Consider the following 19,377-nt stretch of genomic DNA (forward strand, 5'->3'; position numbering starts at 1 on the left):
TTTTGCGTCGTTCGCGTCATTTTTTTTTAACATCCACGCAAGTTTGCTTTTGTTCTTCTCGCCTGGGTGGCCGCCCCGGCCGGGGGCGGGCCCGCCACCTCGGCGTGCCCGACGCGTGACCGGCCTCGCCGCTCCGCGCCGCACCAAGACGGCGTACCTGTTCCTGGCGCCGTTCCTGATCCTCTTCATCGTGTTCGTCGCCGCGCCCGCGGTGTTCGGACTGTGGATCAGCCTCACCAACTGGAGCCCCTTCCGGGCATCGCAGTCGTTCGTCGGCCTGAAGAACTACATCGACCTGTTCACCCCGGGCTCCGCGACCTCGGGCGATTTCTGGCAGTCGATGGGCGCCACCGGCATCTTCACCATAGCCAGCGTGCCGTTCCTGCTGGTCGTCCCGTTGCTCATCGCCGTGCTGCTCAACCGGGCGATCCGCGGCGGCACCGTCTTCCGCGCCGTCTTCTTCGCACCGTACGTGCTCGGCGTCGCCGTCATCGGCGTCATCTGGAAATACCTCCTCGACACCCAGTCGGGCATCGTCAACCACGTGCTCGGGATGCTCGGCCTGCCGTCGGACATCCCGTGGACCGTGAACGTCCCGTGGGTCTGGGTGTCGCTCGTCGGCGTGACCGTGTGGTGGACCCTCGGCTTCAACACGGTGATCATCCTTGCCGGGCTCAAGGGCATCAATACCGACCTCTACGAGGCGGCAGCGCTCGACGGCGCCGGCGCGATACGCCAGTTCTTCAGCGTGACGCTGCCCGGCCTGCGTCAGGTGATGACGTTCGTGGTGACGGTCACGATCCTCGCCTCAGCCAACATGTTCGGCCAGTCGTATCTGCTCACCAAGGGCGGCCCGGGCAATCAGACCCGCACGGCGATCATGTACATCTCCGATCAGGGCCTGTCGCAGAACAACATGGCCGCGGCGTCCGCGATGAGCTATGTACTGTTCGTGTTCCTCGCGATCATCAGCATCGTCAACTTCCGTCTCCAGCGCGAACGGTCGGAAAGGGCATCCCGATGACGATTCTCAACACCTCTCAGGTTCCGGATGCTCCGCGGGTCGACGTGCCCGGTGAGGAGCCCGCCCGCCGAGAGCCCGCCCGCCGTCGTGCACCGCGCCGCACGGCGAACCGCATCCTGCTCTACGTCGTGCTCTCGCTCGTCGCGCTGCTGATCGTTCTCCCTTTGCTTTGGATCGTGCTCACCTCGTTCAAGACCGACGATGACGCCATCCGCAACCCGTTCTCCGTGTTCCCCGACCCCTGGTCGATCGATGCGTACGTCACGCTCGCGAGCGGCCAGCAGCCGATCTTCCGCTGGTTCCTCAACAGCCTGCTCGCGGCGACGCTGCAGACGGCGATCATCCTGGTGACCGCGTCCGGAGCCGCCTACGCGCTAGCCCGGCTCGAGTTCTGGGGCAAGAGGATCGTGTTCGGCGCGATCATCGCGACCCTCCTCGTACCGCCGGTGATCTTCCTGATCCCGAACTACTTGATCGTGCAGAACCTCGGCTGGCTCGACACTATCTGGGCCATCTCGATCCCTGGGGCCGCAAGTGCGTTCGGAGTGTTCTTCCTACGACAGTTCTTCATCGGTCTCCCCGTGGAGATCGAGGAGGCCGCGCGAATCGACGGCGCCGGCGACCTGCGGATCTTCCTGCAGATCGTCATCCCGCTCGCGCGGCCGGCGCTCGCGACCCTCGCCGTGCTGAGCTTCCTGGCGAACTGGAACGACTTCCTCTGGCCGGTCTACGTGCTGCTCAGCCCGGAGAACCTGACGCTCCAGCCCGGGCTCGCTCAGCTGCAGGGCGCCTACTCGACGCACTTCGCGATCGTCATGGCCGGCGCGGTCATCGCTTCGATCCCGGTGCTGATCCTGTTCTCGATCGCGCAGCGGCACATCGTCGACAGCGTGGCGAGCTCCGGAGTCAAGGGATGAGACGGGGGCGGCTCGCCGGGGCTGTCGCTCTCGCAGCCGCCCTCGGTGTCGTCGTCGCGGGGCTCATCGGATGCTCGGGCCGCAGCGGTGGCAGCGCCGGCTCGTCCGTGTCCTCTGCGCTCGGCCCCGGCTTCGCGATCGACCAGGACTTCGCCGACCCGAGCGTTCTCGTCGACGGGGGGACGGCCTACGCCTTCGCCACGAACACGCCCGGTTTCACGGTGCGTGCAGCGACCTCCCGCGATCTGAAGACGTGGAAGGTCGGCGACACGGACGCGCTGCCCGAGCTCCCCGGCTGGGCTGTTGCCGGCCGGACGTGGGCCCCCGAGGTCGCACGTATGGGTGCGGGCCGTTACATCATGTACGTGACGGCGACGGATGCCCGGAGCGGACGCCAGTGCATCGGAACCGCCTCCAGCGCAACGCCCGCCGGCCCGTTCGCACCTGTCGGCTCGGAGCCGCTGGTCTGCCCGCGCTCGGAGGGCGGCGCCATCGATGCGAGCACCTTCCGCGACGACGACGGCAGGTTCTACCTGCTCTGGAAGACCGACGGGAACTGCTGCGGACTCGACACGTGGATCGAGCTCGCCCCGCTCAGCGCCGACGGGCTGGCGCTCGCCGGACCCTCGAAACGGCTCCTGAAGCAAAGTGAGCCGTGGCAGGGCGCTCTCGTCGAGGCGCCCGATCTGGTGAAGCGCGGACGGCGGTACGTCCTCTTCTATTCGGCGAACGACTATTCGACCGACGCCTACGCAGTGGGGGTGGCCGAGTCGCCAGCCCTGATCGGCCCGTATACGGCATCCGGAAGCCCGTTCCTCTCGACGGCCTCGGGCGCTGGCAGGTATCTCGGACCCGGGGGCGAGGACGTCGTGACGTTCGGCGGTCGCGACTGGCTTGTGTTCCACAGTTGGGACGATTCGTACGCCTACCGTGGCATGGTCGTGCGGCCGCTCGGGTGGACGGGCGCCATTCCGACGCTCGGGTGAGCGCTGAGGCGCTCGGATGCGTTCGGGAGCATTCGGGTGCGCTGACCGGGTGGTCACCGGTTCTCCACACTCCGAGTTGTCCCCAGATGCCGGGCGATCGGACGGCGTTGCCGGTGGTCTCTGAAACGATGGCTCCATGAGCACCACCAGAGAGCAGGCCCTCGACACTCTTCGCGCGCTGGTCGGCCGCGATGACGCCGACTTCCACGACGGGCAGTTCGAGGCCATCTCCGCCCTCGTCGACGATCACCGCCGCGCACTGGTGGTGCAGCGCACCGGCTGGGGCAAATCGGCCGTCTACTTCGTGGCGACGATGCTGCTGCGGGCGCGCGGGTCCGGCCCGACCATTCTCGTCTCACCGCTGCTGGCGCTCATGCGCGACCAGGTGGCCGCAGCCGAACGGGCGGGCGTGCGGGCGGTCACGCTCAACTCGTCCAACCGTCACGAGTGGGACGACGTGATGCAGCGCCTCCGCGACGACTCGGTGGATGCGCTCCTCGTCTCGCCGGAGCGGCTCAACAACCCCGAGTTCCGCGACCAGTACCTTCCGTCGCTCATCGAGCGCAGCGGGCTGCTCGTGATCGACGAGGCCCACTGCATCTCCGACTGGGGGCACGACTTCCGTCCCGACTACCGGCGGCTGCGCGACCTCATCGCGACCATGCCCGACGGCGTCCCCGTGCTCGCCACCACCGCCACCGCCAACGAACGCGTCGTGGCCGACGTCGCCGAACAGATGGGGGCGGGGTCGGGTCACGCCGACGTGCTCACCATCCGCGGGCCTCTCGCGCGCAAGTCCCTGCGGCTCGGGGTTCTGACGCTTCCGGATGCCGGCGCCCGCCTCGCCTGGCTGGTCAGCAACCTCGCCGCCCTGCCCGGCAGCGGAATCGTCTACGCCCTCACGGTGTCGGCCGCCGAAGACACGGCGCGGCTGCTCCGCGAGGCAGGACACGAGACCTACGCCTACACCGGGCAGACCGACACAGCCGAACGCGAAGACCTCGAGGGCCGGCTGAAGCGCAACGAGGTCAAGGCCCTCGTCGCCACCAGCGCGCTCGGCATGGGCTTCGACAAGCCCGACCTGGGCTTCGTCGTGCATCTGGGGGCGCCCTCGTCTCCGGTCGCCTACTACCAGCAGGTCGGCCGTGCCGGGCGGGCCACTGAGAATGCCGATGTGCTGCTGCTCCCCGGCCCAGAAGACCGCGCGATCTGGGAGTACTTCGCGACCGCCTCCATGCCGTCCCAGCCCAAGGCGGCCGCCGTGCTCTCCGCCCTCGGCGCGGAGCCGCAGTCCACCCGCGTGCTCGAGAGCCAGGTCGACCTCAAGCCGTCCACGCTGGAGCTGCTGCTCAAAGTGCTCGACGTCGACGGGGCGGTCCGCCGGGTTCCCAAGGGCTGGGTATCCACCGGCGAGCCCTGGGTCTACGACGAGGATCGGTACACCCGCATCGCTGCAGCGCGCACGGCCGAGCAGCAGTCGATGCTCGACTACGAGACCACCACCGAGTGCCGCATGACCTTCCTGCAGAGCGCGCTCGACGACCCCACCGCCGAACCCTGCGGGCGCTGCGACCGCTGCGCCGGCGCGTGGTACCCGAGCGAGGTGGCATCGGGTGTGGCCGCCTCTGTCGCCACCGCACTCGACCGGGTCGGGGTGGAGCTCGAGCCCCGCAAGCTCTGGCCCACGGGCGCCGACCGGCTCGGCGTGCCGGTGCGCGGCAAGATCGCGCCGGAGGAACTGCTCTCACCCGGGCGTGCGCTCGCCCGCCTCACCGACCTCGGCTGGGGAGGGCCGCTCCGCGAACTGCTGGCGGCCGATGCGCCCGACCAGGCGTGCCCGCCTGCGGTGCTGACCGCGTGCATCCGGGTGCTGGCCGATTGGAGTTGGGCCGAGCGGCCCGTCGCGGTCGTCGCGATGCCGTCGCGACGTCGGCCGGTGTTCGTCGAGTCGCTCGCGCGCGGCTTCGCAGAGGTGGGGCGGCTGCCGTTCCTCGGGTCGCTCGAACTCGTCGGCGGCGGGCCGACGGGGGAGCCCGGCGGCAACAGCGCGTTCCGGCTGGCGTCGGTCTGGGAGAAGTTCGGTGTCGGGTCGATCGATGTGCCGGCCGGGCAGCCGGTACTCCTCGTCGACGACCTCGTCGACAGCCGCTGGAGCATCACGGTCGCCGGGCGAACGCTGCGGCAGGCCGGCGCCTCGGCGGTGCTCCCGTTCGCGGCCGCGCTTCGCAGCTGAGGGGACGGCCCGGGTCGGTGTCCGCTACGGCGGTCCCGTCTCGGCGCCCCCGGCCTCCGCCGCCGACCGTGGCGACCCGCCCTCAGCGGTCCTTGCGGATCCAGCGGAACGTGAGCCGGCACGCGACGATGCCGACGACCAGCCAGAGCGACAGCACGAGCGCCATCAGTCCGTACTGCCAGCTCCCGCTCGGCTCGATGGCCTCGAAGCTCGCGGGAAGGAACACGCTCCGCATCCCTTGGGCGATCCACTTCAGCGGAAAGATGCTCGCGATGTTCTGCAGCCAGGTCGGCAGGAGGTTGAACGCCAGGTATACGCCCGAGATGAACTGCAGTACGAGCACGATCGGGATGATCACGGCCGTCGCGCTCTTGCCGCTGCGCGGGACGGACGACAATGCGATGCCCAGCACAGCCGAGGTCACGATCCCCAGCGCGTAGATCCACGCGAACCGCAGCCACGCATCCGGCTCGGTGGGCAGCGCGACACCGAACACGAACCGGGCCACCGCCAGCAGCAGGGCGATCTGCAGAATGCTCGTGACGATGACCTGCCCCATCTTGCCGATGAAGTAGGAGACCACCGGGAGTGGAGTGCCGCCGAGGCGCTTCAGAGTTCCGTCGCTCTTCTCGCCGGCGATGTCGATCGCGAGGTTCTGCACGCCGCTCAGCAGGATGCCCGCGGCGATCATCGCCGGCAGATAGTAGGCGGCCTGCGTGATGCCGCCGGACCCGTCCGGTGCGGTGCCCACATTGCCCAGACCCTGGAACGCGACGGAGAAGATCCCGAGCATGACCACGGGGAACAGGAACGTGAAGAAGATCGTGTCGGACTGCCGGAAGTACATCAGCACCTCGTAGCGGGTCCGCACCAGGCCCAGCGTGAGCGTCCTCATGCGCGGCCCTCCTCGGCGACCGCGTCCGCCTCGGCCTCCCGCACCAGGCCGAGATAGATGTCCTCGAGACTGGGCCGGATCACCTCCAGGTCACGCGGCTCGCCGCCGGTCTGCTCGGTGAGGCGCGCGACCAGCGCGGCCGGCGCATCCGACCGCTCCGAGTGCGGCTGACCGGACTCGTCGCGCCAGCGGACGATCGGCACGCGGGCACTCGCGTCGCCGATGGAGTCGACCGCGCCCATGTCGACGAGACCGCCCCGGGCGATCACCGCCACCCGGTCGCTCAACTGGGCGGCCTCGTCCAGATAGTGCGTGGTCAGCAGGATCGTGGTGCCTTCGCGCTTGAGGCCCCGGATGAGCTCCCAGAAGTCGCGGCGCGCCTCCGGGTCGAACCCCGTCGTCGGCTCGTCGAGGAACAGCAGTTCGGGCCGGCCGACCACGCCGAGCGCGACATCCAGCCGTCGGCGCTGGCCGCCCGACAGGTTCCGGATGCGCGTCTTGGCCTTGTCGGTGAGCCCGACCGCCGCGATGATCTCGTCCACGTCGTGCGGCCGCGGATAGAGCCGGGCGAAATGCGAGACCTGCTCCTTCACCGTTACGTCGGCCGCTTCGGCGCCCGACTGCAGCACGATGCCGAGTCGTGCCTTCCAGTGGACGCCGCCGCGATGCGGGTCGATCCCCAGCACACTCGCGGAGCCCCCGCTGCGGTCGCGGTAGCCCTCGAGGATCTCGATCGTGGTGCTCTTGCCCGCGCCGTTCGGGCCCAGCAGGGCGAACGTCTCGCCGGACGCGATGTCGAAGGTCACCCCTCGCAGCGCCTCGAACGCGCCGTACGACTTGCGCAGCTCACGGACCGAGACGGCCGCGTCCGTCGGAGCGTGCCGCGGCGGATGCGAGGTCATCCACCCATCATGCCCGTCGCCTGCGCTGAGCGCTCCGCACCACAGCAAGCAGAGCCAGAATCAGGATGATCGTCCCGGCCGCGACCAACGCGAGCGTCCACGCACTGGACGGTGACAGCGTGCGCAGCCACACCTCTGCGGCGAGCACCCGCGAGCGCGCCGAGACCACCCACAGCATCGTCGCCGCGAACACCACGAGGATCGCCCCCCACACCACACCACCCCATCGGATGCTCGGACGCGGCGCCCGCTCGGCTGCGTACGCATCCGGGCGATAGGCGCTCGGCCACGCAGCGGCGGGCGTGGCTGGTGCGGCGGGTGCGGTGGGCATGGCGGCCGTGGCGGCCGTTGCGGCCGTTGCGGGCTCGGCCGCCGCGGGCTCTGCTGCCGGCTCGGCCGCCGCAGGCTCGTCGAGAATCGGTTTCGTCGTGGCCTGCTCCTCGTTGCTCGGCTCGGCCGCCGTCTGGTCGATGATCGGCTCTGTCGCGTCGTCTTTCTCGTCTGCGCTCATCGTCAGCCCTTCTGGTTCTGGTCTTGCTGGATACTCAGCTCGCCGGTCTGGTGCACGCGCACGACGGCATCCGGTGCACTGCCCGGCCCGACGGTCACGTCGAGGGTGCAATCGCCGCCGGTGTCCGCGGCGCAGTGGTGGGACTTCGTGTTCCCGTCGGTGCCGAGGACGAAGATGCTTCCGCCGCGGAGGGTGCCGACGACACGCACGGTCAGGTCTTCGGGGAGCTCGACCGTCGTCGTTCCCGTCCCCTTGTCGAGAACGACCATCGGGGTCCCCGGAGTCGATGCGACGTCGCCGCCGAGGTAGATCGTGGTCGAGCCGTACGGCTGGGCGTAGTTCGTGTCCGCGACCGGCGTCAGGTAGGCGCCATCGAGCACGAGCTGGCGGTCGCGCGGCACGAACGCGGACGCGAGGGTGATGACGGCCAGCAGAAGCCCGAGGAACGTCAGGAACCCGCTGCGCCGTTTCGAGAGCCCCGCGATCAGGGAGGTGAGCCCGAACACCAGGGTGGCGACCGCGAACGCCGCGGTGAGCTCGTAACCGGGCAAGCCGGTCAGGGGTGTCCAGAGCGCGGAGGTGAGCGCAGCACCGATGAGCGCGACGCCGATGGCGAGCCACCCGATGGCGGCTCCGACCCGAGGATTGGCGGCGCGATACGCGCGGCGCCTGGCTGTCGCCTCCGCCTGCATCGCCGCGCTCTGCACACGCAGTTCCGCCGAGCGTTGAGCCTTGACCGCGCGCATGTCCGCGTTCAGCCGTTGCTTCCACTGGGCGTGCTCGGCGCGCCAGGCGGCTTGCCGTGCCTGCCAGTCGGCGACGTCCTGGGACGATGCGCCCTGCGTCGGCGCGGGCGGCTCGGTCGGCTCAGCCGACGTGTCGAGTACCGGGGCCTCGGGCGAGGGCGATACCAGGACCGTGCCGGTCGAAGCGGCTCCGGATGCCGGCCCGCCGTCGTCCGGTGCGGCCCCGGCCGTGTCGTCTGCCGCATCCTCGACCACGGTGCCGCTCGGGGCTGCGGCACCGGTGGGAGCGCCCGAAGCCGAGGGAGCAGAGGAGGCGGCGGCCGTGAAGGCGGCGGTCGCGCCGGGCGAGGCGTTGGGGGAGCCGGCCGCCGCGGAGGCCGGGTTGCCCCAGTTGTTGCGCGCAGCGAGCACGATCAAGCCGACGACGAGCGCGACGACGATCAGCGTCCAGATCACGCGGCCGACGACATCCCCCCACGACGGGTCGCCCCACGGGTGGACGCCGAACCACCACACGCCTTGCGGCAGGGGGAGCAGCGACAGCAGGGCCAGCACGCCGATGCCGACGATGGCCGGCTCGAAGTCCCCGTCGAACAGGCGCTGCAGGTGGATGCGGTTCTCGCGGTCGGGGAGCAGAGCCCACGCCGCCGCGTACAGCAGTAGAACGGGGGCGCCGAGGATGGCTGCGACCACAACGATCCCGCGAACGATCAGCGGGTCTATCCCGAGACGGTTGGCGAGTCCGGCGCAGACGCCGCCCAGCCAGCCGTCGGTGCGAACGATGCCGAGGCTTCGCATCCAGTCGAAGAAGCGGGTGCCGCGGCCGGCGAACCCGGACTGCGGGCCGCCGTAGGGCGATGACGGCGTGCCCGCGCCGGAGCGAGGTGGCGGTGGTGGCGGTGGTGGCGTCGATTCGTGCTGTGACATGGTTCGATCGTGGCGCACCTGGATGCCCGCTTCCATCGGGTATCCCCCTGAGCCGTCCCTGATTCCTGCGGGGTCAGGGTGTCGGGGACCGTCCCGGTCTGCTTGGATGCTCACGTGACCAGGACCGCCGCACAGCACCCGCCGAGGGCCTCGCGCCCTCAGCGCGTTCCGCTCGCGCGCCCGCGGGTCTGCGTGCTGGGCGGCGTGAGCGTCGCCGTCGCCGACCACCTGAGCTGGCCCGTGGTCGCGGTCCGGTGGCTGTTCGTGGCGCTGTCGCTTGCGGGCGGCGCGGGGGTGCTGCTCTATCTCTGGCTGTGGGCGCTCACACCGCTGCGAGAGCCCGCGGCCGACAGCCCTGCCGAGGATGTTCAGCGCCGGGTCCCTGTCTCCTGGCTGCTGGCCGCGCTCGCGGCGGCAGCGGGGGTCGGCTCGATCGTGCTGGTGGTCGGGAGCGCGTCGCCGTTCTCGGTCCTGTCTGCGGTCGCGCTGATGATCGCGCTCGCCGTCGGTGCTGTGGCCTGGGACCAGTTCGTCGACATCGGAGACTCGGCCCGAGGTCCCGCCTCCTCGACCGCACTGCGGATCGCGACCGGAGCTTTCCTGCTGTTCATGGCCGCCGCGCTCGCGTGGAGTTCGAACCGCGTCGAATCCGGATGGCTGTGGCTGTGCGTCGTCGCTGTCACGTTCGCGGGTGCCGCAGTGCTGCTGGCGCCGTGGGCACTCCGGCTCTGGCGGGAGCTCATCGCCGAGCGCACTGCGCGTATCAAAGAGGAGCAGCGGGCGGAGATCGCGGCCCACCTGCACGATTCGGTGCTGCAGACCCTCGCCCTCATCCAGAACCGAGCCGGGGCGTCCAGCGAGGTCGCCCGCATCGCCCGCGCTCAGGAGCGCGAGCTGCGGGAGTGGCTCTACGCGGGCTCCGAAGCGCCGGCGAGCGACCTGGCCACCGACCTGCGCGACTTCGCGGCGGCACTCGAGGTCGACCATCCGGTGCACATCGACGTGGTCGCCGTGGGCGAGCCGGTTCAGCGCGGGACGGCCGAGCTGGCCGCTGCCGCCCGGGAGGCGATGCTGAACGCGGCACGCCATGCCGGCGGAGAGATCTCGGTGTACGTGGAGAGCCGTGCGGGGGCCGTCGACGTGTTCGTGCGCGACCGCGGACCCGGATTCGACGTCGACGCCCTCCCCGAGGGCCGCTTCGGTGTGCGAGAGTCGATCATCGGCCGGATGAAGCGGGCCGGCGGTCATGCAGCCGTCACCCCGCGCGACACCGGCACCGAGATCCACCTGAGCATCGAGTTCGCGAGCGAGACACCATGACCGACACCCCCAGCACCCCGGGCGCCCCCAGCACCCCGACCAACCCCACCGGAGCCATCAGCGTGGTCATCGTCGACGATCACTCGATCTTCCGGTCGGGACTCCGCGCCGACCTCGACGAACGGTTGACCGTGGTCGCCGAGGCCGCAGACGTGGACGGTGCCGTCGCGGCCATCCTCGCCTCCCGCCCGGGCGTCGTGCTCCTCGACGTGCACCTGCCGGGCGGAGCCGGTGGTGGGGGCGCGGAGGTGGTGCGCCGCACGGCGCCGGAGTGCCCGGACACCCGTTTCCTCGCCCTGAGCGTGTCGGACGCCGCCGAGGATGTCGTCGGGGTCATCCGGGCCGGCGCGCGCGGCTACCTGACGAAGGGCAGCTCGGGCAGCCAGGTGAGCGATGCGGTGGTGGCCGTGGCCGGCGGCGACGCCGTCTTCTCGCCCCGCCTGGCCGGCTTCGTGCTTGACGCTTTCGGCGCGGCCGCCGGCGAGCAGGCGGAGACCACCGACGAACTCGACCGCCTCTCCGCCCGCGAGCGCGAGGTCATGCGCCTGATCGCCCGCGGATTCTCCTACAAAGAGGTCGCCGCGGACCTCTTCATCTCGATCAAGACCGTCGAGACCCACGTCTCGGCCGTGCTGCGCAAGCTCCAGCTCTCCTCCCGCCACGAGCTCACAGCCTGGGCGCTCGAACGCAAGCTCCTCTAGCCCGATCCCGCTCACCTCGTCCAACGTCCCCTCACCCGATCGCGCTCGCGGCCCGCGAGCTCCTCTCGCCCGATCGGGTCCGCGGCGACCGGGCGGGGTGCAGTGCCAGAATGGCGCGCACCCGGGTCGTGAGCCCCTCGGCCCGGATGTCGTCGGGTCCCAGGTAGGCCACCGTCCAGCCGTCCGCCTGGAGATCGAGAAGTCTGGTCACGTCGGCGCGATATTGGGGCAGTTCGCGGTGGTGGTCGCCCTGATACTCGAGGATCACGCGGTGCTCCGGGAAGGCGAGGTCGGCCCGGTAAACCGGACCCGTCGTCGTGGGGATCCGCAGGTTCACCGTCAGGCCGGTTATCCCGGCTCGGATCAATCGCACCCGGAGCCGCGACTCCTGAGGCGACTCGGCTCGCTCGTCGATGAGTTCGAGCGCCTCGGCCAGGCGGCGTCTCCCTCGTCGCCCGGGGTAGGAGCCGACGGCGGCCCGGAGGTGCTCGGCTGTGGCACCGGATGCTCGTCGATGAGCGATCGCGTCCGCGACGACCACGAGTTCCTCGACCGAGAGGAGCGTGGCGAGCTCGCACCAGGCGCGCGCGGGGGAGCTTGTGGGAAGACCGGCGAGGGTCACGACGTCGCCGAGCTGCAGCCGGACCGAGTGCCCGATGACGCCTCGTCCGCGTGGTGCCTCCACGGGAGCGGGCACCGACACATGTAACGGTGCATCCTCGCGTTCGTGGCGCGACGGGAGGGGCAGCCCGTGCAGCAGCGCAGCGGTCGGACCGCTGAAGAACCCTCCCCGAGGAAGTCGCTGCGCGTAGGCGCGGCAGCGCTCGGCGAAGGTCAGCGGGCGTGCCGCGACGACGCCGTGGAAGGGCCGGTGCAGGTCGGTGCTCCGAAGCCTTCTCGCAGTGAGACCCAGGTCTCTCGCGTCGCCGACGGCGAGCGGTTGCCGCAGAGCGCGGGGCAGTGGGTGTGACGTTCGCATGGCATCCAGCCTGACCCGGATGCGCGCGGTTCGGGAGTTTTCCACAGGCCCGGGGCCCGCGACAGCCGTGAATGGTTCCAAAGTGTCGTTATGAGCCCCGAAACGGCCCGCATAACGACAATTTGCCACAACTCAGCGCCCGGGCGGGTGGGGAGGTGGGCGCGGGAGGGGTGGCGCGGGGGCGCGCAGCGCAAGGGCGCGCAGCGCAAGGGCGCGCAGCGCGGGGCGCGCAGCGCAAGGGCGCGCAGCGCGGGGCGCGCAGCGCAAGGCCGCGCAGCGCCCTACGCGAACAGGCGCTGCAGGCGCCGCACGCCCTCGAGCAGCTCGTCGTCGCCGAGGGCGTACGAGAGCCGCAGGTAGCCCGACGGCCCGAACGCCTCGCCCGGCACGGTCGCCACCTCGGCCTGGTCGAGCATCAGGTCGGCGAGCTCCAGGGAGGTCGTCGGCGTCACTCCGCCCCATGTGCGCCCGAGCAGCCCCGAGACGTCGGGGTACACGTAGAACGCCCCGAGCGGCGTCGGGGTCCGGATGCCTGGGATCGCGTTCAGCTCGGCGACGATCGTGCGCCGGCGGCGGTCGAACGCCAGGCGCATCTGCTCCTCGGGCTCCTGCGGGCCGGTGAGGGCTTCGAGCGCAGCCCGCTGCGAGATGTTGGACACATTCGACGAGAGGTGGGACTGCAGGTTGGCCGCAGCGGCCATCGCGTCGGCCGGGCCGGTCATCCAGCCCACCCGCCAGCCGGTCATCGCGTAGGTCTTGGCCACGCCGTTGACCAGGATGGTGCGGTCGGTCAGCGAGGGCACCGCATCCACGATCGACACGGCCTTCACATCGTCGTAGGTGAGGTTCTGGTAGATCTCGTCGGCGATCACCCAGAGGCCGTGCTCGTCGGCCCAGCGGCCGATCTCCTCGACCTGCGCGGGGGAGTAGACGGCGCCGGTCGGGTTCGACGGCGAGACGAAGAGGAGCACCTTGGTGCGCTCGGTGCGGGCCGCCTCGAGCTGGTCGACCGTGACGACGTAGTCCTGGTCGGCGCCGGCGAAGACGTCCACCTGGACACCGCCGGCGAGCTTGATCACCTCGGGATAGGTGGTCCAGTACGGGGTGGGCACCAGAACCTCGTCGCCCGGGTCGAGCAGCGTGGCGAAGGCCTGGTAGACGGCCTGCTTGCCGCCGTTGGTCACCACGACCTGCGAGGGGGCGACCTCAAGACCGGAGTCGCGGAGCGTCTTGGCGGCGACCGCCTCCCGGAGCTCGGGCAGACCGGCCGCTGGGGTGTACCGGTAGTTGCGCGGATCGCGAACAGCCTGCAGGGCGGCTTCGACGATGTTGTCAGGGGTGACGAAGTCGGGCTCGCCCGCGGCATAGCTGATCACCGGCCGGCCCTGGGCTTTGAGGGCCTTGGCCTTGGCGTCGACCTTGAGGGTCGCGGACTCGGCGATGGACGCGATTCTGCGGGAGATACGCTGCTGTGCGGTCACGTTGGTCAACTTTACAGTCCGTCATCCGTCCCATACACTTGTTCGCGGTAGTTGAAATCTGCCATGCTTTTTTGCGCCCATTTTTCTGGCAGACTCACTGCCGGCAGAGTGACTGCCCTGGCCCGTGAGCAATCTCGGAGTCTGATCGGTTAGCCTTGAGGAGAACGTGCGCGATCCAGCATCGCGATCTCACTTTCCTAGGGCGGTGGCTCAATTGGTAGAGCAGCGGTCTCCAAAACCGCAGGTTGCAGGTTCGAGTCCTGTCCGCCCTGCAAGTCGGCACCCTGGTGCCGACCCACGAAAGGTGTAACGAGGTGGCCCGAAAAGTTATCGACGAGCCGAGCGAAGAAGTCGTCGCCAACGCGAAGAAAGAGCGCGCGGCAAAGCGTGGACCCTTCGCACGGATCGCGTTGTTCATCCGCCAGGTCATCGGCGAACTCAAGAAGGTCGTCACACCGACCCGTAAAGAACTGCTGAGCTATACCGGCGTCGTGCTCGTCTTCGTGGTGATCATGATGGCGCTGGTGTCCCTGCTCGACTGGATCTTCGGGTTGACCGTCTTCTGGGTGTTCGGCAATCCGGCCTGACGACCGGCGCACCGACCAACAAGGCGCACCGACCAACAACAGGAATGGAATGAATTCAGTGTCTGACACAAATCGCGACGACGTGGACTGGGCGACCGCAGCCGAGCAGTCCTCCGAAGACGATGAGGCGCAGACCGGTAACGTTCTGGCCGCCGACGAAGACTCCGTCGACGCCGCTGAGCACGAGGCCCTGCACGTCGTCGCCGAAGATGGAACCGAGATCGATCTCGACGCCGTGCTCGACGCGATGGCCGAGGCCGTCGACCCCGAGGCCGACCGCGCCGTCGACGAGGCCCTCGAGGTCGACGACGACAACGAGGCCGAGGCGGCCATCGAAGCCGTCGAAGACGAAGACGAGACGGCCACCGACCCCTACGAGGAGTTCCGCGCCGAGCTCCGCAGCAAGATCGGCAAGTGGTACGTCATCCACTCCTACGCCGGATTCGAGCGCCGGGTGAAGTCGAACATCGAGAACCGCATGGTCTCGATGTCGATGGAAGACTTCATCTTCGAGGTTCAGGTCCCGATGGAGGATGTCGTCGAGATCAAGAACGGCCAGCGCAAGATGGTCAACCGCGTGCGCATCCCGGGCTATGTGCTCGTGCGCATGGACCTCAACGAGGACAGCTGGTCGGTCGTGCGTCACACCCCCGGCGTGACCGGCTTCGTCGGCAACGCGCACAACCCCACTCCGCTTCGATTCGAAGAGGCCTTCTCGATGCTCAAGAGCCTCGTGCAGATCCAGGAGGCTCCCGCCAAGGGCGGCGCCGCCAAGGGCTCGAAGACCACGGCTCGCGTCATTCCGGCCGAGGTCGACTTCGAGATCGGCGAGACGATCACCATCAAGGAAGGCTCGTTCGCGGGCCTGCCGGGTTCGATCAGCGAGATCAAGCCGGAGAGCGGCAAGCTCACCGTGCTCGTCTCCCTCTTCGAGCGTGAGACCCCGGTCGAGCTCAGCTTCGACCAGGTCACCAAGCTCTAGAGCCCCACCACCCCCAGATTTTCCAGAACACCGGGTCTCGGAAAGGCCGAGACACCGGGAGAGCCGTTCGGGTTGCATCCCGAACGTTCGAATACACAAAGAAGGAAGAAACATGGCACCGAAGAAAAAGGTCACAGGTCTGATCAAGCTTCAGATCAAGGCCGGCGCCGCCAACCCCGCCCCGCCCATCGGCCCGGCGCTCGGTCAGCACGGCGTCAACATCATGGAGTTCTGCAAGGCGTACAACGCGGCTACCGAAGCGCAGCGCGGCAACGTCATCCCGGTGGAGATCACCGTCTACGAGGACCGTTCGTTCACGTTCATCCTCAAGACCCCGCCGGCCGCCGAGCTCATCAAGAAGGCCGCAGGCGTCCCCAAGGGCTCCGGCGTCCCCCACACCACCAAGGTCGGCAAGCTGACCCAGGCACAGGTTCGCGAGATCGCCGAGCAGAAGATGGTCGACCTCAACGCGAACGACCTCGACGCCGCGTCGAAGATCATCGCCGGCACCGCCCGCTCCATGGGCATCACGGTCGAGGCCTAAGCAGTCCGACCACCCCCGCACGTAGCCGAACAGGCATTCGTGGCAGAGCCGGCCAGGCTCGCACCACATTCTCGATAGGAGAAACAAATGGCACAGAAATCAAAGGCCTACCGGGCCGCGGCCGAGAAGATCGAGGCCGGAAAGTTCTACACCCCCGACGAGGCTGTCGCCCTCGCCAAGCAGACCGGCTCCGCCAAGTTCGACTCGACCGTCGAGGTCGCGCTGAAGCTCGGCGTCGACCCGCGCAAGGCGGACCAGATGGTCCGCGGTACCGTCATCCTTCCTCACGGTACCGGCAAGACCGCGCGTGTCATCGTGTTCGCGACCGGTCCGGCCGCCGAGGCGGCCATCGCTGCCGGCGCTGACGAGGTCGGCGGCGCCGAGCTCATCGAGAAGGTCTCCGGCGGATACACCGCGTTCGACGCGGCCGTCTCCACCCCGGAGCTCATGGGCCAGGTCGGCCGTCTCGGCAAGGTGCTCGGCCCGCGTGGCCTCATGCCCAACCCGAAGACCGGCACCGTGACGCCGGACGTCGCCAAGGCCGTGTCCGACATCAAGGGCGGAAAGATCGAGTTCCGCGTCGACAAGCACTCCAACGTGCACTTCGTCGTGGGCAAGGCCGGTTTCACCACCGAGCAGCTCGAGGACAACATCCGGACCGCTCTCGAAGAGGTCGTTCGTCTCAAGCCGTCCGCCTCGAAGGGCCGCTACATCCAGAAGGGCGCCGTGTCGACCACGTTCGGCCCGGGCATCCCGCTGGACGTCAACGCCATCTAGTCTCGCGAGTTCGACAGAGCCCGCTCCCACTCCGGTGGGGGCGGGCTTTTTCGCGCCCAGAACAAGTGAGGATAGTTCACTGACGTCAAATAGTGCGACAGAACCGTCTACCCCCTCTTGTGGTGGTAGAAGGACCGGGTCTACTGTCGCGATTGGCGCGCGCCGCTCGCCACTCACAGTCGAGTAAGGATGACATTCATGAGAACTCGCATCACCGACCGTGCCCTCCACAAGAGGGCCGCAGGAATCTTAGCCACCACCGCTGCCGTGGTGGCTTTGTCGATGACAGGTGTCGGAGCAGCCAACGCGGCCGATCGCGTCACATACACCGACTCGGTGCCCACGTGGGCGTCCTCCGCCAACGATGCCGGAGCCGCCCCGTCGGACGAGACCTTCGAGGGTGAGATCTACCTCCCGCTGCGCAACGCCGCCGGCGCCGAGGCCCTCGCGAAGGCCGTGTCGACACCGACGAACCACGGCTACCGCAAGGCGATGAGCCCGAACCAGTGGATCAAGAGCTTCGCACCGACCAAGGCCGACTCGGACGCTGTCGTCCGGTTCCTCACGACGGCCGGTCTCACCATCAGCGCCGTGCCCGACAGCCGCCAGTACGTCGTGTTCCGCGGAACCGCCGAGCAGCTCGGCTCGGTCTTCGGCACGTCGCTCCACTCGTACGACTACGCGGGTCGCCAGCTCGTCGCACCCTCGTCGGCGCCGTCGCTGCCCACCGCGGTCGGCTCCAAGGTGTCCGGCGTCAGCATCGAGCAGTCCCGGATGCTCACCCAGCCCGACTCCATCCAGCAAGGTGACCTCGGTGCATCCGGAACGCCCCAGCTGAGCCGCAAGCTCGCGGCGGCGGCACCGGTGGTCGACACCCCCTGCTCGCACTACATCGGCGAGCACGTCGTGACCGTTCCGCCCAGCTACAACGGCCAGACGCAGTACAGCACCTACAACTGCGGGTACACGCCCGCGCAGCTGCGCTCGGCGTACGGCCTCAGCGACCTGAGCAAGAAGGGACTGAACGGCAGCGGACAAACGGTGGCGATCATCGACGCCTACGCCTCGCCGAGCATCCTCAAAGACGCCAACACCTACTCGGCTGCGAACGGCGAGCCCGGCCTGACCAACTCCAGCTACCAGCAGCTGGTCCCGAAGCCGAGTGAGTTCGTGGACCAGGCGGCGTGCCAGTTCCCCAGCGGATGGCAGGGCGAGCAGACCCTCGACGTCGAGTCGGTGCACGGCATCGCACCCGGGGCGCGCATCCTGTACGTCGGCGGTTTCAACTGCGGCGGCGGTCTGGATGTGGCCATGTCGAAGATCCTCGACAACAAGCTGGCGAACATCGTGAGCAACAGCTACGGCAACGTGGGTGAAGCGGTCCCGGCCGACGTCATCCAGGGTGAGGTCAACCTGCAGCTCCAGGCAGCCGGCGAAGGCATCGGGCTCTACTTCTCGAGCGGCGACAACGGTGACGAGGCCGCGCGCCTCGGTGTCCCGTCGCCGGACTTCCCGGCGTCCTCGCCGTGGGTCACCTCGGTCGGCGGTACCAGCATGGGCATCGACAAGAACGGCAAGATGTCGTTCGAGACCGGCTGGGGCAACAAGGTCGACCAGATCGCGAAGGACGCCTCCGGCAACCTCTCGTACCTGGAGCCGCTGCCCGGCACCCGTTTCGTCGGCGGCGCCGGCGGTGGCACGAGTGCCGTCTTCTCGGAGCCGGACTACCAGAAGGGCGCGGTCCCGGCCTCGCTGTCGAACGGGTTCCGCGTGTCGCCTGACGTCGCCGCCCTGGCCGACCCGTACACCGGGTTCCAGATCGGCATCCGTCCGATCATCGACGACGACACCCTCGAGACGGGCGCCTTCGTGAACGAGACGTACGGCGGCACGTCGCTCGCCTCGCCGATCGTCGCGGCCCAGATCGCGATCGTGCAGCAGGCGACGCACACCTCGATCGGATTCGCGAACCCGACCCTGTACGGCGTGCAGAAGGCCGTCCCGGCCAGTTTCCGCGACGTGCTCCCGCAGAACCCGACCCAGGCGGTGGCCTACACGAGCAAGACGAGCGGCAACAGCTATCTCGTCTCGTTCGACCAGGACACCTCGCTCAAGACGGCGAAGGGGTATGACGCCGTGACCGGCCTCGGAGGAGTCTCGTTCACCCTCCTGTCGCTCGTGGCGGCGGGCCGGCACTAGCCGGGCACTGTCGAACGGCCGGCCGTCCCGCGCGGGGCGGCCGGCCGTTCTGCGCCCGGCGCCCGCTCGGTACAGTGGAGCGATGACCGTTCGGATCCGCCCGGCCGACGCCGGGGACGCCCAGCCGCTCGCCGCCGTCGCAGCCGCGACCTTCGCCCTGGCCTGTCCGCCGCACACCACCGAGGAGGCCAAAGACCGGTTCATCGCCGAGGTGCTGTCGGTGGAGCGCTTCGGCGAATACCTGGCCGACGACGACCGCGTCGTGCTGATCGCCGAAGACGGCGACGGCGACGCGCTCGGCTACACGATGGTCAACTTCGGGGAGCCGGCCGACGACGACGTGCGGGCGGCCATCCGCATCCACCCCACGAGCGAGTTGAGCAAGTGCTACGTGCTCCCCGGTCTCCACGGCGCGGGGGTCGCGGGCGGCCTGATGGCGGCCAGCCTCGACGCGGCGATCGCGCGCGGTTCGGCCGGGATGTGGCTCGGAGTCAACGAGGAGAACGCGCGAGCGCAGCGCTTCTACGGAAAGCACGGCTTCGAGCGCGTCGGCTCCAAGCGGTTCCTCGTGGGCGACCGTCTCGAGGACGACTGGGTGATGGAGCGCGCGCTTCCCTGACGTCGGCACCGGATGCGGAGCGCAGGATGCGTGACGTCAGGCACCCG

Annotated in this window: 18 protein-coding genes and 1 tRNA gene; 13 read left to right on the forward strand and 6 right to left on the reverse strand. The window is 69.1% G+C overall.

From position 1 onward, the window contains the following. Positions 1–115: 115 nt before the first annotated feature. The 4 genes from ACFVV5_RS05430 to ACFVV5_RS05445 all read left to right on the forward strand — a co-directional run bounded on the left by ACFVV5_RS05430 (position 116) and on the right by ACFVV5_RS05445 (position 5,160). Complete coding sequence (locus ACFVV5_RS05430; RefSeq protein ID WP_387240144.1) at positions 116–1,024, forward strand: carbohydrate ABC transporter permease; 909 nt, start codon at positions 116–118, stop codon at positions 1,022–1,024. Next, positions 1,021–1,941 (forward strand): carbohydrate ABC transporter permease, encoded by a 921-nt coding sequence (locus tag ACFVV5_RS05435; RefSeq protein WP_387240147.1) that lies wholly within the window; start codon positions 1,021–1,023, stop codon positions 1,939–1,941. The genes ACFVV5_RS05430 and ACFVV5_RS05435 overlap by 4 nt, the downstream gene beginning before the upstream one ends. Beyond that, positions 1,938–2,927 (forward strand): glycoside hydrolase family 43 protein, encoded by a 990-nt coding sequence (locus ACFVV5_RS05440; protein WP_387240150.1) that lies wholly within the window; start codon positions 1,938–1,940, stop codon positions 2,925–2,927. The genes ACFVV5_RS05435 and ACFVV5_RS05440 overlap by 4 nt, the downstream gene beginning before the upstream one ends. Before the next feature lie 136 nt (positions 2,928–3,063). Next, the gene (locus tag ACFVV5_RS05445) at positions 3,064–5,160 is read left to right on the forward strand and encodes a RecQ family ATP-dependent DNA helicase (protein ID WP_387240153.1); all 2,097 of its coding nucleotides are present in this window, start codon (positions 3,064–3,066) and stop codon (positions 5,158–5,160) included. 82 nt (positions 5,161–5,242) lie between these two features. Here ACFVV5_RS05445 and ACFVV5_RS05450 read toward each other — a convergent pair whose 3' ends face one another. The 4 genes from ACFVV5_RS05450 to ACFVV5_RS05465 are packed head-to-tail and all read right to left on the reverse strand — an operon-like array spanning position 5,243 to position 9,141. After that, positions 5,243–6,055 (reverse strand): ABC transporter permease, encoded by an 813-nt coding sequence (locus ACFVV5_RS05450; RefSeq protein WP_387240156.1) that lies wholly within the window; start codon positions 6,053–6,055, stop codon positions 5,243–5,245. Beyond that, positions 6,052–6,957 (reverse strand): ABC transporter ATP-binding protein, encoded by a 906-nt coding sequence (locus ACFVV5_RS05455; RefSeq protein ID WP_387240159.1) that lies wholly within the window; start codon positions 6,955–6,957, stop codon positions 6,052–6,054. Before ACFVV5_RS05455 ends, ACFVV5_RS05450 begins: the two co-directional genes overlap by 4 nt. A 7-nt stretch (positions 6,958–6,964) precedes the next feature. Continuing rightward, positions 6,965–7,468, reverse strand: coding sequence for a hypothetical protein (locus ACFVV5_RS05460; RefSeq protein ID WP_387240162.1), 504 nt, complete (start codon positions 7,466–7,468; stop codon positions 6,965–6,967). 2 nt (positions 7,469–7,470) lie between these two features. Further along, positions 7,471–9,141, reverse strand: a complete 1,671-nt coding sequence (locus tag ACFVV5_RS05465) for a PspC domain-containing protein (RefSeq protein WP_387240165.1) — start codon at positions 9,139–9,141, stop codon at positions 7,471–7,473. Between the two features lie 114 nt (positions 9,142–9,255). Here ACFVV5_RS05465 and ACFVV5_RS05470 point away from each other — a divergent pair, with 114 nt between their 5' ends. After that, entirely contained in the window at positions 9,256–10,461 is a 1,206-nt protein-coding gene (locus ACFVV5_RS05470; protein ID WP_387240168.1) for a PspC domain-containing protein, read from the forward strand. After that, positions 10,458–11,162, forward strand: a complete 705-nt coding sequence (locus ACFVV5_RS05475) for a LuxR C-terminal-related transcriptional regulator (RefSeq protein ID WP_387240171.1) — start codon at positions 10,458–10,460, stop codon at positions 11,160–11,162. The genes ACFVV5_RS05470 and ACFVV5_RS05475 overlap by 4 nt, the downstream gene beginning before the upstream one ends. Before the next feature lie 31 nt (positions 11,163–11,193). Here ACFVV5_RS05475 and ACFVV5_RS05480 read toward each other — a convergent pair whose 3' ends face one another. Beyond that, a complete protein-coding gene (locus ACFVV5_RS05480) occupies positions 11,194–12,141 on the reverse strand; it encodes a hypothetical protein (protein ID WP_387240174.1) in 948 nt (315 codons plus the stop codon). A gap of 281 nt (positions 12,142–12,422) precedes the next feature. After that, positions 12,423–13,622, reverse strand: a complete 1,200-nt coding sequence (locus ACFVV5_RS05485; protein WP_387240177.1) for a pyridoxal phosphate-dependent aminotransferase — start codon at positions 13,620–13,622, stop codon at positions 12,423–12,425. 199 nt (positions 13,623–13,821) lie between these two features. Here ACFVV5_RS05485 and ACFVV5_RS05490 point away from each other — a divergent pair. From ACFVV5_RS05490 to ACFVV5_RS05520, 7 genes are all read left to right on the forward strand, one after another. Next, a tRNA-Trp gene (locus ACFVV5_RS05490) sits at positions 13,822–13,894 on the forward strand. A 42-nt stretch (positions 13,895–13,936) separates the two neighbouring features. Further along, on the forward strand, positions 13,937–14,209 hold the full coding sequence (secE, locus tag ACFVV5_RS05495) for a preprotein translocase subunit SecE (protein ID WP_387240180.1): 273 nt from the start codon (positions 13,937–13,939) through the stop codon (positions 14,207–14,209). Between the two features lie 58 nt (positions 14,210–14,267). After that, the gene (gene nusG / locus ACFVV5_RS05500) at positions 14,268–15,191 is read left to right on the forward strand and encodes a transcription termination/antitermination protein NusG (protein ID WP_387240183.1); all 924 of its coding nucleotides are present in this window, start codon (positions 14,268–14,270) and stop codon (positions 15,189–15,191) included. 112 nt (positions 15,192–15,303) lie between these two features. Then, complete coding sequence (gene rplK, locus ACFVV5_RS05505; protein ID WP_370056278.1) at positions 15,304–15,735, forward strand: 50S ribosomal protein L11; 432 nt, start codon at positions 15,304–15,306, stop codon at positions 15,733–15,735. Positions 15,736–15,822: 87 nt separating this feature from the next. Next, positions 15,823–16,512 (forward strand): 50S ribosomal protein L1, encoded by a 690-nt coding sequence (gene rplA, locus ACFVV5_RS05510; protein WP_387240187.1) that lies wholly within the window; start codon positions 15,823–15,825, stop codon positions 16,510–16,512. Positions 16,513–16,710: 198 nt separating this feature from the next. Next, positions 16,711–18,711 (forward strand): protease pro-enzyme activation domain-containing protein, encoded by a 2,001-nt coding sequence (locus ACFVV5_RS05515; protein ID WP_387240190.1) that lies wholly within the window; start codon positions 16,711–16,713, stop codon positions 18,709–18,711. An 82-nt stretch (positions 18,712–18,793) separates the two neighbouring features. Beyond that, a complete protein-coding gene (locus ACFVV5_RS05520; RefSeq protein ID WP_387240193.1) occupies positions 18,794–19,330 on the forward strand; it encodes a GNAT family N-acetyltransferase in 537 nt (178 codons plus the stop codon). The last annotated feature ends 47 nt before the right edge of the window (positions 19,331–19,377 follow it).

The sequence above is a fragment of the Leifsonia sp. NPDC058248 genome (genome assembly GCF_042881905.1).
GTDB lineage: Bacteria > Actinomycetota > Actinomycetes > Actinomycetales > Microbacteriaceae > Leifsonia.